A 16,643-nucleotide genomic window follows, 5' to 3' on the forward strand; every position below is an offset into this window, starting at 1 on the left:
CCGTTGGAAACGATTGATCGTCTACTTATCAAGTTATAAACTTAATTGCGGTTTATATAGTTGGTCTTTTATTAAATCGTAAACATATAGGTTTTTCTTCAATTATATATTCTTTTTTTGTAGGGCCATTTATTAATTTTATTCATCCATTCATTGCAGATCTGGAATTGCATGATTTATCTTTATTTATAAAATTAATAATAGTAATAGCGGCTAACTTTTGTTTCTCTATAACTTATGTTTTGTTGATGAAATTTGGCAATGGTATGTATGCTATAGATGCTATTTTGCGATATACAGAGTCCAAATTTGGATTAAGGTACGATATCGGCAGAATAGGCGTAGATGCTGTCTTTTTAAGCACCGGATTCTTTTTTGGGGGTATAGTGGGCATTGGAACTGTCATAGCCTTTATTCTAACAGGTCCGGGAACTTTGTTAGTCGAAAAGCTGCTATTTGATAAGAAAAGAAGAGTTTAGAAGATTGATGCCTTCAGAGGAGAGAACGAGGGAAGATCGCATGGATCTCATGAAGTAATGAGAGCTATGCGATCTTTTTTTATTTAAAAGATCAGAACCTCACTCATCGTTGAGGCTGAAGATACTTTTGAGCTGTTCTCCAAATGAGAATAATTGTTGGCTGTGGTGGAGTAGTTACTGTGACCAGCGCAACAATTCATGGACGGCGGGGAAAGGAGCTTGTTATCAAGGAGACGCAAACTGTTGATAACGGGTTAGCTGCTTGAGCAAGTTAAGGCCGCGGGCCGATAGGTACGCCAGGTACGCCAGGACATTCTTATGCCTGGTGTTCCGTTCGATTCTGGTTCCGGTCAAGGCAATGCTCGGAAACGACGTACGTGGACGTCCTTTCATAGGGCTTGATGAGCCCTTACGTGTATCGAGTGCTCTCCGTTTTGATATTTCCCTACCCATACTTTAAGCTGGGTGCAGTTACGAATCCCCAACCTCTCTGCGACTACTTTATAACTCTCCGACCCAGTCAGATACAACTGAATGGCCTTCATTTTGAATTCTTCCGTGTACGATAGAAATACCTGCCCCTTTATCCCCTCCAAGTTCACTCATTTCCTCATGTTAACACAAGTTTTTTAGGAGTGTCTACTTAAAGGGGACATTACCAATTACACATCCAATCTGCGGCTAACTAAAAAATAGAATATGGATGTATATAGAATATTACCAGTGTCCACGTCATAATAGAGTGTAGTTCCAGCTTGTTCTGTTATACAACATCGAATAAGAAAGAGGTGATATTTTTGAAGAAAAGTAAACGGGCTTTGCTGCTGGCCCTGTCCGTGCTGCTCCTGAGCTTTATGATGAGCGTTCCGGCCCAGACAACAGCTGCCCAAACAGGGCCTTTCGTATCCGAGATTATCGTGCGGACGGGCGCCAATTTCAAAAACCATAATGATGTTGTCAGCTTCGTGAACAATGCGGCAAAGAACAAGATTTCCGTCATCAATTTGAGTGTAAAGCAGGATGAGGATGAGGCGGTTCCATCGGGTTATGTATATTATAAGAGCAAGATTGCGCCGATCGCTGCTGGATACGCTAATTTTGACGCCGTCAAGGATGTTATTGCTGAGGCACATAAAAAGAATATTCAGGTGAGGGCATGGATTCCGCAGTTTCACGACCGGGCGGCCTTCGACAAGAACAGCGAGTGGCAGATGCGCGCGCTTGTGGACGGCCAGGTGAAACCTTTTACAGGCTCCAATGGCAATGAATATTTTGTGAATCCGCTCCATCCTGATGTGCAAGCTTATGAGCGCTCCATCATCAAAGAAGTTGCTGCAAATTATGATGTTGATGGCATTGTCCTGGACTGGCTCCGCTTTGACGATTACAACATGGATATGGGGAACTACACGAGAACTCAGTATCAAAATCAATACGGCTATGATCCAATTACCATTGACTTTGCTTCGGATAATGCGAAGCGGGAGGAATGGAACGAGTGGAGAACGACCAAGCTTGGGGAGTATGTACGTGATGTGAGAAGCGATTTGGAGGGTATTACGCCAGAACTCTTTTTCGGGGCTTATATTCTGCCGCCGGAGTTTGTGGAAGTTGGACAGGATGCCGCGAAATTTATGCCATACATGGATTTAATTTCTCCGATGGCATATTTCGACGATTGGGATTTTCCTCAAAGCTGGGTGTATGACAGCGAAGGTATACTAAGCCAGACCCGGCAAAAAATTGGCAATGCCGAAATTATAGCCGCGTTGGATACCGATTGGACCGATGCACAGTATCATGACGTACACCAGGGGATTCGCTCCAGCTTCCCTGACATTTCAAACCTGGCTTTTTTCGTTTATGGCAAGTGGACGAATAATGATATGAAGAATATCAATAAGCGCGCAAGCTGGTAGTAAAGAGCTGAAGCATCTAAAACCTCCTTTGCAGGATCTGACTGAATCAGATGTCTGTATACCGGAAATTATGGCGATTTGTAGTATGATAAATCAGTCAACTGAAGTTGTGGAAAGTGAATAATGCACTTATCCGATACGGTCCGCAAGGGCCGTTTTTTTGTTAAATTGAAAAAAATACGATTATTACCAATATTCGACAAAGTTCCCCTTACATTTTCAAAATAATGTGTTAGCATTAAAAATGCAGTTGTACAAACGTTTGCACAGGCTCGAAGTATCGCTATTCAGAACTAAAGGAGATGTTTTGCATTTAAATGAAAAGAAATGAAAGGAAAAGTAAGGGGATGTAAGGGGAAAGTTGCTGTGAAAGAAGAAAGGGGTATGAGCAATGAAATCAGAACATGCTGAATGTGCAGAATCGCGTAAGATGCCGGCATTAGTATGGAATTCTCAGAGGCTGAATCTGTCCGAATTAGACACCCCGGTTATCACGCTGGAAACTGATGTAAAAGTGAAGATCCAAATGACGGGCATTTGCGGAACGGATCTGGCAGTGATCACAGGTAAGGAACCCGGTGTTCCTGGAGTGATACGTGGTCATGAAGCCGTAGGGACGGTCATTGAAACCGGGAGAAATGTAATAGGGTTGAAAGCAGGCGACAGAGTAGTTATTGATCCCAACCACAACTGCGGCAAATGCAGGTTCTGCCTTCAAGGCAAACAGCATCTCTGCACAGGAACGGATGGACAAGGTATGCCGATTGCCGGATTGAATAAAAATGGAACTTTTGCGCCATGGTTCGTTGCAGAAGAAAAGTATTTACACAAATTACCTGAGCAGATGAGTTGGGAAGCGGCATTGGCCACTGAACCCCTCGCCTGCGTTCTGCATAACTTCCGGGAAAGCAGAGTCCGGGAAGGAAACTCGGTGTTAATCCTTGGTTCCGGACCCATGGGACTATTATGTCAAATTGTTGCTAAACGCATGGGGTGCACCACTGTTTCGATAGAAATCAATACAGGGCGACTGGCCAAAGCAAAGCAATTCTCTGACTATGCCTGCCCGCCGGAGGAGCTGACCGCAGAGCGGGTGTCCCGCATTTTGGGGGATAAGAAATTTGACATCGTAATTGATGCGGTGGGCACCCAGATGGAGATAGCGGAGCGGTGGGTGGAGCGCGGCGGTACGATCATTCCCTTCGGGATAAACGGAAAATACCAGTACACCATTTCCCCTACTTTTTATACCCAGAATGCAGTACGGCTGCTGGGAGCCGGCGAATATCTGAACACCTTTGAGGATGCCTTGCAGTTTGCGAAAGACGTTCCGGAGGTATCTGCTCTGATTACACATAAGTATAGTTTGAATCAATTCGAGACGGCAATTCAGGAGTTGCTGGAAAATAGGACAAATTCTAAGGTTTCTTTGGAGTATCCAGTTTTGAAATCGGCCTTTGTTTTCTGAAAAATAAAGACCCTTACAAAGGAGATACATTTGATGATCAGACCTAACAAGAGAGTAAACCGGATGCTTGAATATTTTGCTGGCTGCCGATTTCAAAAAATGGACCCAATCTGGATACCCGCATTGTGGAACGAGTGCGGCTATGTATCGGCATTGGATATCAAGGATGGCGAAATTCTTGTTGAACCGGCAAGATTTATGGTTAAACATCTGCAGTACTTGCTTGAGTTGTCTTCAGATTATGCGCATATCGTCCAGGCAGATTTAGATGATAGTGTCATCTATTGCTCCTTGCTCCGTTATTCTTCAGCCTGGGATTATACTCATACCGGGAATATCCAATCCGGAACATTCCTGAAATTTATGATTTTGTTGCCAATACTAAAAAAAATGAATGTTAATATCCTTTATCTGCTGCCTGTTACCCGGTACAGCAATTTGAATCTTAAGGGGGATATTGGTTCACCGTATGCGGTTTATAGCCTGTTTGATTTGGATGAGAATTTACATGATTCATTGCTGGACGGCATGGAGAACTTGACCATCCATGATGAGTTGGCGACCTTGGTTGAGGCCTGCCATCTGCTGGACATCAAAGTTGTGCTGGATTTAATCCCCCGGGTGAGTGCAAGAGACAATGTTTTTATAGCAGAACACCCGGAATGGTTTTATTGGATTGATGTTAACGCGCTGCCCGGATTCCAGCCCCCGCAAATTGCTGAATTGGAATTCTTCGCAGAGTGTACACCTGACAGACTGGAAACCATTTACCGCAGTAAGGAAACCTTATCTTTTCTGAACCACTTCCGTCTGCCGCCGAATGAACTGGACTTAAGACTTTGGAATGACCTCAAAAAACGTGCACTTGCGTCCGGCGAGTCCCTATTGCCATTGATCGAACATGAGATGGGCATTACGCCGGCCCCCGCCCATTCGGATTGGATTAATGATGTTCAGCCGATCTGGACGGATATTTCCTTTTTTCGTCTGTACAAGGACCCTTCGCCATTGGTCCGGCCTTATCTGCCTGAGGGTCAACCCCCATATGTGCTCTTCGATACGATCAAGTGCAATGTTTACCCGGGAGAAGAGCCGAATCGGGAATTATGGGACACGCTAATAGAGGCCGCTAGCTTCCAACTGAAAACTTATAACATTGATGGTTTCCGGATAGATATTGGACACACGCTCCCCGTCCCCTTGCTGCAATCTATGTTTAAGGTGATCAAAGAGATAAAGCCAACAGCGATTCTAATCAGCGAGGATTTATTCAACCGCAATCACCGGGAAGCGGCAAAAACCGGATACAATGTGATGTTAGGCAGCGGCTGGAATATCATGACCGATATCCGTGTCGAACGTTTGCAGGATTACTTGCGGGAACTTCCGGAACTGCAGATTCATGTGTTTGCCTGCTCGGAGACGGCGGATACCCCACGCATTACAAGCCGGGGCGGGACAGAACTGGCCCGGCTTATGACGGTATTCAATTATTTCCTGCCGAACGGGATTCCCTATCTGACTACAGGAATGGAAGTTTATGAGGAGCAGCCCCTCAATTGCGGTCTCGGGGATAATACCGGCGGTGCGGATATTCCCAAAGCTTTTTTCAATACCATGGCCATCCACTGGGCTAGTGAATCAACATTACTGCCGCTTCTGGAGCAATTGCAGCAGATGAAGCGACAATACGCTAATCTGCTGAAGCCTGCGAACTTCTATCTTTCCGATTCACAAGGCGATATTTTGATTTACTCTTACTATTTGAAAGATGAACTGTTCAGCGCTTGTTTTAATTTGAACCCGGATCAAGAGCAAACCTTGAGGACTAGGCTTATCTATCCGGGCCATAAAAAGACAAGTCTGCTGCTGGAAAGCGAACAGGGGGGTTGGAATAAGCACAGCTACGATGGGACCTATGAAATGCGGCCCTATCAAGCTCTGGTACTTTTTATGGACCTAATCAAATGACGAGGGAGGAAGGGCAGCTATGAACAAACAAACTTCATATCAACTGAATATCTGGCATGAATTCGATGGGAAGGGAGATACATCCATAGAGGTATTGGAGCAGCTCTGTCGTGCCTATACCTCTAAATTCGGAGTTCCCGTTATTCCGGAAGTCATGAATATCTCCATACTGACCGCCCGCTTGCAGCAGATAAAAACCGGCGGGGCTATACCGCAAATGGCTCTGGTACCGGCAGATATGGCTGGTTACGGGGAAGCCGCCATGTATTCGGAGATTCCCGAGAAATTCTGGTCCATGTCCGGCTTTTCTGATTTGAATATCCGTTACTCCATGCGGTCCAACGGCCGGCAGTATGGGATTCCTATTCTAAAAGGCAATCATTTGGTTCTATATTGCAATTCGGAAATCTACCCGGAAGCTCCCTCTTCCTGGGAAACGATTGAAGAGCAGGCAGAGGCGTTAATAGCTAAAGGAATTGTTCCGGTCGCTTCCGATCTGGCGGACCCGTATTACTTCATCCCGTTTTTGACCGCATTTGGAGGCTGGCCATTGAAGGAGGGGGAACCCAATCTGGCATCTTTTGAAATGGATGCGGCCCTGCGGTTCGTTCAGCGGCAAGTTGCCCAAGAGGTACTCGGCAGTTTTCACGGTTCAACTGAACTCCTGGACCGTTTTATCGCCGGAGAGATTGGAGCGATCCTTTGCGGGGAATGGATTTACAATTATTTGGACCTTCAAATGAGAGACAGACTGCTTGTAGGTGCGCTGCCGGCGATTAATGGCAATCCGGCGGTCTCCATGGCTTCATCTATCGGTCTGGTCTTTCCGCAACAATCGCTGGAATCGGAGCAAGCGGACGAGCTTCTGTCTTTCGCGGCGTATCTGCTGAATGAAAGCAGTCAAATGGAATGGGCAGAGCAGGTGCAGCGAATTCCAGTACATTCCCGTGTATTGGATGACATCAGGGCTACCGCCTCACCGGCCAGGGCTAAACTAATTACCTGCCTTGAAAATGCGCGTAACATGCCCATTGAGCCGGTTATGCGGAATATCTGGGATGCCATGGCCGTTGGCCTACAACATTTATCAGATGAAGACGCCGGGAGAATAATGAGGTTAATGAAAGAGCATGTGAACAGCAGCATCATTCAACAAACTTTATAGAGAAGAGGGAGAACCATGAAAACCACTATTTTTAGCCAAGTGTCGATCGACGGCAAACTTACTTTGGGCGCCGGGAAGTCCAGCAAACAGTTATTCAGTATGTTTGAGGAACCCGATATTAAATACATTCATAAATTCAGGGGTTTAATTGACGCTATCATGGTAGGTAAAAATACAATTCAATATGATGATCCGATGCTGACAAACCGGTATGAGGAGAATAATAACCCGCTGCGGATTATTCCCACAACACATATGGATATTTCGTTGGACAGCCATGTCCTTGCTGACGACGGCAGAACGCTGATCGTTACCACTGAAAACGGCAAGAATCCGGAAATGATAAGTATTTTGAAGGATAGGAATAAAGATGTGTTAATCTGCGGGCAGGACAAAGTGGATTTTGCGAAGCTGTTTCGTGAATTGGAAGATAACTATAATGTACACAGTATTATGGTAGAAGGCGGCGGATTTCTTAATTGGAATGTATTGGACCAGGATTTAGTTGATGAGATCATTATCATGCAGCTGCCGATTATCATCGGAGGCGTGACCAATATCACGCTTGTAGACGGCACGGGATATAATGACCTGGACTTCGTGAAGAAATTCAAAGTTGTCGAAGTTCTCCCGAACAAAAACTATACACTGCTTCGTTATCAGAAGGCTGTTTAACAGCGATGGGAGGCCCTGCTAATGTTAAAAGATTCAAAGGCGGATTTTTATAGCAAAATCTATACAATTGCAATTCCTGTAACCCTGCAAAGCCTGATTATGGCACTGCTAACCTTAACCGATCAGCTGATGGTCGGACAGCTCGGCGATGTGGCCGTTGCTTCTGTAGGGATTTCCATAAAAATATACGGGATCATAACTGTAGTATTGGCAGGGCTGGCTACAGGAGTATCCATTTATGCCGCGCAGTTCTGGGGAAAGAAGGATGAGAAAAGCACTGCACAACTACTGGGATTGGGTTTGCTTTTTGGTATGGGCATCTCCATTATTTTTACGTTGCCTATTCATTTCTTCCCGCAATTCAGTCTCAGCCTATTTACCAAGGACCAGCGGCTGATCACAGAGGGGGCCGGTTTTCTGAAAGTCACCTCACTGAGCTATATTCCTGTCATGCTGACGATGATATTTTCCGCTATATTGCGTGCTACAGGACATGTAAAGCTCCCTATGATGACCAGCATCGTTGCTGTATGTATGAACATTATACTGAACTATCTGCTAATCTTCGGTAACTTTGGTTTTCCGGAATGGGGTGTAAAAGGAGCAGCAGTTTCTACACTTATCGCCCGTTTATTTGAATGCTGCTTCATTATTGCGGCTGCCTACAAGCTTCGCCTTCCGGGAGCAACCCATATTCGTGATTGGTTCGGGGTTTCCAGAACACTGATGGGGAAGTTCCTTCGCACCACCTATCCGATCGTATTGACCGAGCTGATTTGGGTGCTGGGTGAAACAGTATATGCGATTATTTACAGCCGTATGGGAACTGCAGAAATAACCGCGATGACGATAACCTATCCGCTCCAGAGCTTAAGTATCGGATTATTATCCGGGCTCTCCAGCGCGGCCGGTATTATGATTGGGAATAAGCTAGGGGCCGACGAGCAGGACGCGGCACTGGATTTTTCGAAGCGGTTCATTAAGCTGGGGATTGTTGTATCCCTTGGGATAGGTGTATTGATTGCCTTATTTGCCCCTTTATATGTTTCCATCTTTCAGGTGTCAGATGAAGCTCATCTCATGGGAACCCGTCTAGTGTGGGTATTCGCTGCGTTTCTATGGGTAAAGGTTGCCAACATGATATTGGCAGGCGGCATTCTCAACAGCGGCGGTGACAGCAAGTTTGTATTTGCAATGGAGGCTTCAGCGACATGGCTGATCGGTGTCCCTTCCGGATTATTAATGTCATTTGTCTGGAAACAGCCTGTGTTTATGGTTTATATGATCTTGTCGATGGAAGAGGTGGTCAGGCTTAGCATCGGATTGGCCCGAATTCACTCCAGGAAATGGATGAAAAATTTGGTCGCTGAAATCTCTGCGTAATTGACAGCAACAATTAATACGTGATAACTTAACGATAGAATAATAAAGGCAATGTAACCTTCGGGTTCAACCTCGCTGAGAAGTGGGTTGGACCCTTTTTGCATTCAAAACCTGGGGAGGGTTCGTATGCTGAGAACAGAATTGTTGTTACAGCGGCTGGACGAGATCGGCAAATCGCTTGAACGTATGGGGGGAGCTCTTTTATTATTAGGCGTTGGTTCCGTTGGGGTCGAGATAGAACGAATGGATGAATATTCAGATTTAGATTTCTTTGTTATTGTGAAACCGGGGGAGAAAAACAGATTTATCGACCGATTGGATTGGCTCGAAGGAGCACACCCTCTTGCCTATTCATTTAAGAATACGGCTGACGGGTACAAGGTATTGTTCGAGGACGGAATTTTCGGGGAATATGCTGTATTTGAGGAATGGGAGCTGACGGACGCCGCCTATACGGAAGGACGGGTCATATGGAAGGATTCGATGTATGGCAATACGGAAATCGCCAAACCTGTACGTCCGATCCCCAGCCCCAAAAATGATTCCTTGGACTTTCCTTTGAACGAAGCGTTAACCAATCTATACGTAGGGCTCTGCCGCTATGCCAGAGGAGAACGCCTATCCGCTACGAGGTTTATTCAAGGCTACGCTATAGACAGGATTCTATCCGTGCTCCATCTACTGGAACAGGAGGAGGATTACTTTCCCGACCCATTCGGGAATGAGAGGCGGTTAGAGAAGAGATACCCCCGTTTTGCGGAAATCATCGGAGACATGATTCAGGGATATGATCATGTTCCCGAATCGGCACTCCGCATTTTAAATTTCATAGAAGAAGTGTATCCAGTCAATCAAAGGTTAAGCGATGAGATACGGCGCTTGGCTAATCTAACTTGCCGATAGAAACAGCACGGTGAACCGTATCATAATACTAATCTATGGACGCTATATCACCGGGACTATGATGTTTTCGGATTTTTCGTGGACCATCCCGTCTTGTATCTGGTACCCGCCGCGCTGATCGTAGTAACCCTGATGCTTGCCGTGTTTCATTCGGCGCTGCGGCGGAAGCTGTATGGCCGTATCTACCAGGAGCTGAAAAGCAAACTAGGGATGAATGCCTCCTATTTGAAGCAAACTAGAATTAATTGCTCTAGTAGGAGGTTTTATTATGATTTTAAGCGAACTTTGGCTTCATTATGAAGCGGACAAACGAATCGAGGGGTTTAGTCCAAATACACTGAATGCATATGCTCTACAGCTCAGGATGCTGGTTACATATCTCGGGAATATAGATATTTCCGAGGTAACTCTGAATCTGCTAAAGGAATACTTAGCTAAGCAGTCAGATCGATTGAAGCCAAGTAGCCAAGGCCCAAAATGGATAAAGCAAATCCCTAAGTTTTTGATGGAGGAAGATGTAATTCATCTGAAGATCTCTTGTCAGATACTAAGAGAAACGGGAAGGGTTCAAAGCAAAGAGAAGATTACTTCACCACTGAGTGTAAATTAGATTTTATCCAAGGCATGCTGGGTCATGAAAAAGCTTCAACCACGCAAATCTATGCTCAGCTCCGTGGAGGGCGTCGGAGAGAACTGTATCGTCGATTTTTTTAGTATGTGTTAAAGGCGAATTCTCCTTTAGAGATCCGCCGCTTATTCAACGAACGGGCAGTTTAATGTAATAAAGCTGCGGAGGGAGTATACCATGGATTTAATTAAATCATATAACGCTTTTAATGAACTTAATCATTTTGTTGAGGATATTAGGAATCAAATTTCTGCATCGGCATCATCGGTTTTAGTCATGCAAAATAATCAAATAGTAAATGAGTTTTATTCTGGCAATCATGATAAATCTCCTAACAGTCGATCGATTGATGATGATTCGCAATTCAATATAGCATCAATTCGCAAAACATATCTTGGACTTGTTATTAGCCTTGCGCTCTATGAAGGGAAAATAAGAAGCATTAATGATTATGTAATTGATTATTTAGACGGTCTGAACGAAAACGTATTAATTAATACAACAATACGGCATCTTTTGACACACACGCACGGCTTACAAAGTCCAAACATAAGACTATTTCCGCCGGGAACAAACTGGAATTACAATAATGCTGGAGTTCATATACTTATTAGGGTTGTTGAAAAGGTCTTTGATCAATCTCTTGCACAAGTGTTGAAGGAACGAGTGTTTGTACCTTATGGATTTATAAATACAGGCTGGAGAAAAGAGAAAAATGATAAATTGGTGTGGGTTGGTGAAGATTACATAGACCATCAAGGCGGTGAGGCAAATTTATTTGTAAGTACACGAGATTTAGCCAATTGGGGAAACTTACATCTCACTAAGGGAAATTATATGGGTCAACAAATACTACCTAGTTTGATATTTGAACAAGCTGTTTCAATCGTAACTCCAAGCCAACTTGACGAAACGTCACCCCGGAATGGATTTTTTTGGTGGGTAAAAGACAAGAGCCGTCCCTTATCTGAGCTAGGGAATGATCTTCCAAAGGGTTCATATCAATCACTTGGTTTTTATGGAAATGCTGTATTAGTTATTCCTGAGTATAACGTAGTAGCAGTTAGAATGTTAAACCAACTTGATTCTAATCCACCAGAATATGATTATATCAAAGACATTCAAAGGTTCGGGAATTTAGTATTGAAATGTATATTGTCACAATAGTTTGGACGTTTAGGGTATAAACCTAACGGAGTTGGAAATCTGAGTCATTGATGGATGAAAGCATCCGACACAGGCTTTCTTGTTGCGCTAACCGGGAACGTTAGCACAGAAAACACATCATGAGACCGCCGCGGACCAATCGGGCGGCCTCATTGAGCTTCCTCGGACAGAATAACTTGGTCAAGTCACGGATATTTGAAAATGAAGAATGTTAAGGGATGTGTTATTAAAATGAGCCTACAGTTGGTGCCATTAAATATTCCGTCAGATTGGACTGTCGTATGGAATCATTTTTTCGAAATTAATCCCGATGACTTTCATGACGACTCATTTCCTTATGTATGGGAACTACATGAGGATATATTCTATTTTAGAAATGAAAAGAAAGGATTAATTTTGGATTTAGGATGGTATCCAGCTATGAGTTCAGAGGGTGCGTATACATTGTATTTAGTAAAAATAGGTGATGAAGAAACTGGAGCCGAATATTGGGCTAATCCTATTTTGAAATATCGTTCCCGCAACATTAACGAGATAACAAATAAAATCCATGAAGTCCTCGATAAAGAGCAATCTGATTCGTCCGAAACAAAGTAAATCATTGAGCAAAAGGAGAACGATAGTTGATTCAAACAAGGAGCAGTTTGCCACGGCAGAGCTGCTCCTTGTTTTCGTTAAGCTAAAGGGCAGTTTAGCACGCCTTGTAAGCAACAAATAGAGCCTTTGAATAAGAACCTTTACAGAAATGAACCTTTGTATCAGCTAAATTTGTCTATTACTTAGCTAGCTATGAGGGGGAAGGGTAGCGTTTGACTATTCGCTTTTAAAGGGAAGTTAATCATTTTGGGACTGTCAGCCTTTTTTGGTATCTTTCCCGATCTTTTAGGACCACGTGGTATTTCGCCATGGTCACATTCCATTATAGTAATGGGACTTGTCATGGTTCCATTAGTGTATTTATTAGGGTTTTTTCTAAAAAAATACTCTTATATCAAACTGTATTTATGTTTCGCGGGGAGCGTATTGGGGCACATTCTCGTAGACTATCTGGGACATGGGGTACATTTGGTATATCCGCTTTCAAAACAAGCCTATACATTGCCATTGATTTATCTCGGAGACCCTACGGTATGGGTGCCAATGTTACTTGGTGTAATTATATTTATTCTTCCGACGGTATATAAAGGAAAATGGGTATTAAATACAATGTTTGCTGTATTTATTGTCATCTATCTCGGTCTTAAACTTGTATTGCTTGCGCAAATTGAGCAAAGTGTTCCCCATAAGTTCATACTTACTCAGAAGGCAATTGTAAAGGTTTATCCGTTAGGGGAATATCAGGTAAAAAAAATAGCGGATTTTTGGAAAATGGGGTTTGATGTAACAGATTCACAAAGAGCCATCAGGGGGATAGTACCTCTGTTGGGCGGAGATACTCAGTTGCACTCAAACGTTATTTTTTTGATGGAGGGAGACATCGTCGTAAGTAAGACTGGTAAGGATGGGATCGAAGATGTGTATAGAGTGCCAAATTCTAAAAATGAAACTTCATTTGAAGTTATAGAGGAGAAAAATGTAGGGTCTGACGAAATGGTTATTGCACGGGATCGGGAGGGGAATACCCACCAGTTTATATTTAGGGATGGGAAGTGGATACCCTAAGAGTTGTATGTAGGGGCGTGGCGTGCCTAATGTTAAATGAAAATAAACTATTAGACTGAAAAATAAAGTATTAGACTCGGAAAATAAAGTTGTAGACTGAGAAAATAGAGTGTTAGATTGTCATGGCCTTATTAAGCTATACGAACGGGCAGTTTAGTGCGAACTTGTTCAGGAAGGAAAACACAGACCCGATCTGGAATTTATTTAAATATTATTTTAGGAGGACTAGGCCTATCTCCCTTATAATCAATGTATACAAAACGAGGTGGGTGTTCATATGGAAGATGTGTTCAATGCGCTACCAGTTTTAGAGACCAATCGACTTAAACTAAGAAAGATAACATTAGAAGATGCAGAGGATATGTATTATTACTGTTCTAATGAGGAAGTACCGAAGTACGCTTCTTGGAATCCTCACAAAACAATCACAGAAACAAAAGAGGCGATTGAGCGGGTACTTATCCAGTTGAACAATAAGAGCTTGGTTCATTGGGGTATTGAATATAAAGAAAATAGTAGATTGATTGGTACAATAGAGTTCGCCACATGGGATAGACAGCATAAAATTTCCGAAATTGGATATGCCTTATCACCGGATTATTGGGGAAAGGGTATCGCAACGGAAGCCGTAAGAAAAGTTATTAAATTCGGTTTTACCAATATGGACTTGGTTCGTATTCAAGCGAAATGCTATTTAGAAAATATCGGTTCAGCACGAGTTATGGAAAAGGCGGAAATGTCATTTGAAGGGATTATTAGAAAGGGGCTCTTCATAAAAGGGAGACATCAGGATTTAAAAATGTACTCCATACTAAAGGATGAGTTTCAAACTATATGCTGAACTAAATTTAGTTTGATACACGCATAAGAACAAGCCAGTCGATTCAACTAACGGGCAGATTAGCGCAGGCTCTATATATATCAAAGGTCATGATAGAATTTGGAAGAGAATATATACAATCCGAAAGAGAAAATACCATACCGAAAGTGAGCGGGAACAGTATGGACTATAAGTGGAGCAAGATCAGAGAAAAAATAGCATCCAGTGATACCAGTGCGCGTCGCAAATATGAAAAATCCGGCCGTGAAATCAATGTTGCGGCAAGATACCAATTTAACCACTTGTCAGATTTCGTCCTATTGAAAGTCGCATTTTATGCGGCTTTTTTTGATTAATGGGATCAAGTTCGAAATTGAGCGGCCTTATCATACTCATGTTACATCTTCTTTAAATTGTCGACAAAGAAATTTTAAACAATTTTGCTACTCAAGTCTCAAGACCTATTCACCAAATAATTCTAAAATTGAACAGATGTGTTTCACAATCAACATTGATCCTATTCAAACATCTTACAAAAGAAAAGCACGTTAAATTACTCAGTCGGAGGAATCACTATTTTGAGAAAGCTATCTTTCGTTATTGCCATTATTATGTTAGGTGCAATGTTGTCCGCTTGTTCTGCCATTACATCCACCGTGGATCAAGCGCCTGCAGGCGTTACGTCCGCTGAGAGCAAAGAAATCGATAAATACAATGCGTATGTGAGGCTGAATAACTTGATGACAGGCAGAATCAATGAAGTTATGGTTCATTATTTCGAGAAGTTCGGAGTGGATACACAGCCTGTAATCGAGAAGAACTTCAGCTTCATCATGCTCGGCGTTGCTGAAACTGAGCGGGAAGCTGTTGATAAAGCGAACGGTTATACCGCAAGCCAACCTGCTTTTGCGAACGCAGACCCCATAGTGACCAAACTGACACCGGTCATCAAAGATCTGTTGTCCGTCCTGGACGATATGAAAGCCTACTATGATACAAGAGGCTACGTGGATGATGATTTCGTAAAAGGAAAACAGCTGCATACCAAGCTGGTAAGTGCCAATCTCGCTTACGAGACTGTCGCCAAACCATACTTCACGGCTTTGCAAAAATTGGGTAACGAGCAGCGTCTGGCTGAACTGCAAAAACTCCAGGATTCAGACCAGCAGATCAGGTATAATGCCTTGAAGTTCATGATAGATGCCGAGGCTACGGCCATTGAAATGGATGAACAGGGAATCACAGCCGACAATGTGCTGAAGCTTGATATGACGAAGTTTAAAGCCAAATACGACATCATGACCGCAGATCTGAGTGCGCTCATGACAATCTCAAAAGACAAGAAAAGAATTCAAAAAGAAGGGATTAACAGCTTCAGTATCGGGAGTTATGTAGATTCAGCCACTGAGGCAAAAGCGGCCGCTTCAAAAATCATTGAACGTATCAATAAGCAGGAACCTGTATCTGATTCTGACCTGAACGGCCAGTTCCTGAACACTACGGATGGTACACCTGAGAATTTCAATTATAAGCTAAGCAAGGCAGTCGAACGATATAATGAAATGAATTAAGCGTGTCTAACAATTGGGGCTGCGAAATCAAATACGGAATTCCGGTAACGAACAAGCCTTATCCGCGAATGGAACGCGGATAAGAGAGGCGAAAAATATTTTACTGAAGAATTATTCGTTAGAACTTAAACAGGGACAGAGAATAAGCTCAAAAAGACTTGGAGGAAAATAAGACACTGAGGCTGTTATACAAGAATCTCTAGACATAATTGGTCGTTACGCTCCCTCGGGTACGATAGTTGAACAATTGCGTAAGCAGATAAAGTAACATGTGCCGCTTCTTGCGAAGCGGTTTTTTTGTAACATTTAGCCCTTCATAAAGTGGCTTTACAGCATTTGAGGCCAATGGTTAGGCTAGTTTTGTTAAAATCGCCTGATGCATTTAATAGAGCCCTTTCCTTAAGGATACAGGCTCTTTTTATTATGCTCTTCATTTTATTCAGCCGCTTAGTGTCCATGATGTGATGGACAACCAATATTTACAATGGCGGGACCGAGATTTGGAAATAAAGGTTTGGCCCTTAAAGGATTGGGTTATTACGCTTTAGTGTCTACGCTCTGCTCTTAACGAAAATATAGACAAAAACCCTATATAAAGTGAACTTATAAAACTATAAGAGGCAAAAGTGCGGAGGGGAAGTTTGGATCTGGAGGAGCGAATGCGTCCGCCTTTATGTTTGGATTTCTACCGCAGCTAGCGGTTTAAATCAGGAAATCCAAACATAACAGCGGCCGGAAGTTCAAACATTCCCCGCAGTCACGGCCTAGCCGATATATACTGCACTCAAGCCTCATTTTTTAATGTATATAAGCGCTTACAAAAAAGAGTTGA

General features: G+C 43.2%; 16 protein-coding genes. 15 read left to right on the plus strand and 1 reads right to left on the minus strand.

The annotated features are described in order from the left end of the window. Positions 1–44 precede the first annotated feature (44 nt). Positions 45–479: a DUF6198 family protein gene (locus IEY53_RS24530; RefSeq protein ID WP_505820294.1), complete on the plus strand. Its 435-nt coding sequence runs from the start codon at positions 45–47 to the stop codon at positions 477–479. 389 nt (positions 480–868) lie between these two features. On the opposite strand, the gene IEY53_RS36160 is transcribed toward IEY53_RS24530, so the two are convergent. Then, on the minus strand, positions 869–1,081 hold the full coding sequence (locus IEY53_RS36160) for a transposase (RefSeq protein WP_189029714.1): 213 nt from the start codon (positions 1,079–1,081) through the stop codon (positions 869–871). 195 nt (positions 1,082–1,276) lie between these two features. Here IEY53_RS36160 and IEY53_RS24540 point away from each other — a divergent pair, with 195 nt between their 5' ends. The 14 genes from IEY53_RS24540 to IEY53_RS24605 all read left to right on the plus strand — a co-directional run bounded on the left by IEY53_RS24540 (position 1,277) and on the right by IEY53_RS24605 (position 15,811). Next, on the plus strand, positions 1,277–2,398 hold the full coding sequence (locus tag IEY53_RS24540; RefSeq protein ID WP_189029716.1) for a family 10 glycosylhydrolase: 1,122 nt from the start codon (positions 1,277–1,279) through the stop codon (positions 2,396–2,398). A gap of 391 nt (positions 2,399–2,789) precedes the next feature. Then, positions 2,790–3,866, plus strand: coding sequence for a zinc-dependent alcohol dehydrogenase (locus IEY53_RS24545; protein WP_229696332.1), 1,077 nt, complete (start codon positions 2,790–2,792; stop codon positions 3,864–3,866). Between the two features lie 33 nt (positions 3,867–3,899). Next, positions 3,900–5,837 (plus strand): alpha-amylase family protein, encoded by a 1,938-nt coding sequence (locus IEY53_RS24550; RefSeq protein ID WP_189029718.1) that lies wholly within the window; start codon positions 3,900–3,902, stop codon positions 5,835–5,837. A gap of 19 nt (positions 5,838–5,856) precedes the next feature. Then, complete coding sequence (locus tag IEY53_RS24555) at positions 5,857–7,002, plus strand: sugar ABC transporter substrate-binding protein (RefSeq protein ID WP_189029720.1); 1,146 nt, start codon at positions 5,857–5,859, stop codon at positions 7,000–7,002. Positions 7,003–7,017: 15 nt separating this feature from the next. Continuing rightward, the gene (locus IEY53_RS24560) at positions 7,018–7,677 is read left to right on the plus strand and encodes a RibD family protein (protein WP_189029722.1); all 660 of its coding nucleotides are present in this window, start codon (positions 7,018–7,020) and stop codon (positions 7,675–7,677) included. 21 nt (positions 7,678–7,698) lie between these two features. Further along, positions 7,699–9,060 (plus strand): MATE family efflux transporter, encoded by a 1,362-nt coding sequence (locus IEY53_RS24565; protein ID WP_189029724.1) that lies wholly within the window; start codon positions 7,699–7,701, stop codon positions 9,058–9,060. A gap of 126 nt (positions 9,061–9,186) precedes the next feature. After that, entirely contained in the window at positions 9,187–9,963 is a 777-nt protein-coding gene (locus tag IEY53_RS24570; protein ID WP_189029726.1) for a hypothetical protein, read from the plus strand. Between the two features lie 268 nt (positions 9,964–10,231). Further along, positions 10,232–10,573, plus strand: a complete 342-nt coding sequence (locus IEY53_RS24575; RefSeq protein ID WP_308424252.1) for a site-specific integrase — start codon at positions 10,232–10,234, stop codon at positions 10,571–10,573. Between the two features lie 195 nt (positions 10,574–10,768). Beyond that, the gene (locus tag IEY53_RS24580) at positions 10,769–11,758 is read left to right on the plus strand and encodes a serine hydrolase domain-containing protein (protein WP_189029728.1); all 990 of its coding nucleotides are present in this window, start codon (positions 10,769–10,771) and stop codon (positions 11,756–11,758) included. A 201-nt stretch (positions 11,759–11,959) separates the two neighbouring features. Then, positions 11,960–12,355, plus strand: coding sequence for a hypothetical protein (locus IEY53_RS24585; RefSeq protein ID WP_189029730.1), 396 nt, complete (start codon positions 11,960–11,962; stop codon positions 12,353–12,355). 246 nt (positions 12,356–12,601) lie between these two features. Beyond that, positions 12,602–13,420, plus strand: coding sequence for a metal-dependent hydrolase (locus tag IEY53_RS24590; protein WP_189029732.1), 819 nt, complete (start codon positions 12,602–12,604; stop codon positions 13,418–13,420). A gap of 277 nt (positions 13,421–13,697) precedes the next feature. Then, positions 13,698–14,261 (plus strand): GNAT family N-acetyltransferase, encoded by a 564-nt coding sequence (locus IEY53_RS24595; protein ID WP_189029734.1) that lies wholly within the window; start codon positions 13,698–13,700, stop codon positions 14,259–14,261. 89 nt (positions 14,262–14,350) lie between these two features. Beyond that, positions 14,351–14,596: a hypothetical protein gene (locus tag IEY53_RS24600; protein ID WP_189029736.1), complete on the plus strand. Its 246-nt coding sequence runs from the start codon at positions 14,351–14,353 to the stop codon at positions 14,594–14,596. A gap of 222 nt (positions 14,597–14,818) precedes the next feature. Next, complete coding sequence (locus tag IEY53_RS24605) at positions 14,819–15,811, plus strand: YiiG family protein (RefSeq protein WP_189029738.1); 993 nt, start codon at positions 14,819–14,821, stop codon at positions 15,809–15,811. Positions 15,812–16,643 lie beyond the last annotated feature (832 nt).

Origin of the sequence: Paenibacillus albidus (genome assembly GCF_014644435.1) — a bacterium.
GTDB lineage: Bacteria > Bacillota > Bacilli > Paenibacillales > Paenibacillaceae > Paenibacillus_AQ > Paenibacillus_AQ albidus.

Coding starts and splice junctions, on each gene's coding strand:
- IEY53_RS24545 (WP_229696332.1), top strand. CDS start 2,790: ATGAAATCAGAACATGCTGAATGTGCAGAATCGCGTAAGATGCCGGCA.
- IEY53_RS24550 (WP_189029718.1), top strand. CDS start 3,900: ATGATCAGACCTAACAAGAGAGTAAACCGGATGCTTGAATATTTTGCT.
- IEY53_RS24555 (WP_189029720.1), top strand. CDS start 5,857: ATGAACAAACAAACTTCATATCAACTGAATATCTGGCATGAATTCGAT.
- IEY53_RS24560 (WP_189029722.1), top strand. CDS start 7,018: ATGAAAACCACTATTTTTAGCCAAGTGTCGATCGACGGCAAACTTACT.
- IEY53_RS24565 (WP_189029724.1), top strand. CDS start 7,699: ATGTTAAAAGATTCAAAGGCGGATTTTTATAGCAAAATCTATACAATT.
- IEY53_RS24570 (WP_189029726.1), top strand. CDS start 9,187: ATGCTGAGAACAGAATTGTTGTTACAGCGGCTGGACGAGATCGGCAAA.
- IEY53_RS24575 (WP_308424252.1), top strand. CDS start 10,232: ATGATTTTAAGCGAACTTTGGCTTCATTATGAAGCGGACAAACGAATC.
- IEY53_RS24580 (WP_189029728.1), top strand. CDS start 10,769: ATGGATTTAATTAAATCATATAACGCTTTTAATGAACTTAATCATTTT.
- IEY53_RS24585 (WP_189029730.1), top strand. CDS start 11,960: ATGAAGAATGTTAAGGGATGTGTTATTAAAATGAGCCTACAGTTGGTG.
- IEY53_RS24595 (WP_189029734.1), top strand. CDS start 13,698: ATGGAAGATGTGTTCAATGCGCTACCAGTTTTAGAGACCAATCGACTT.
- IEY53_RS24600 (WP_189029736.1), top strand. CDS start 14,351: ATGATAGAATTTGGAAGAGAATATATACAATCCGAAAGAGAAAATACC.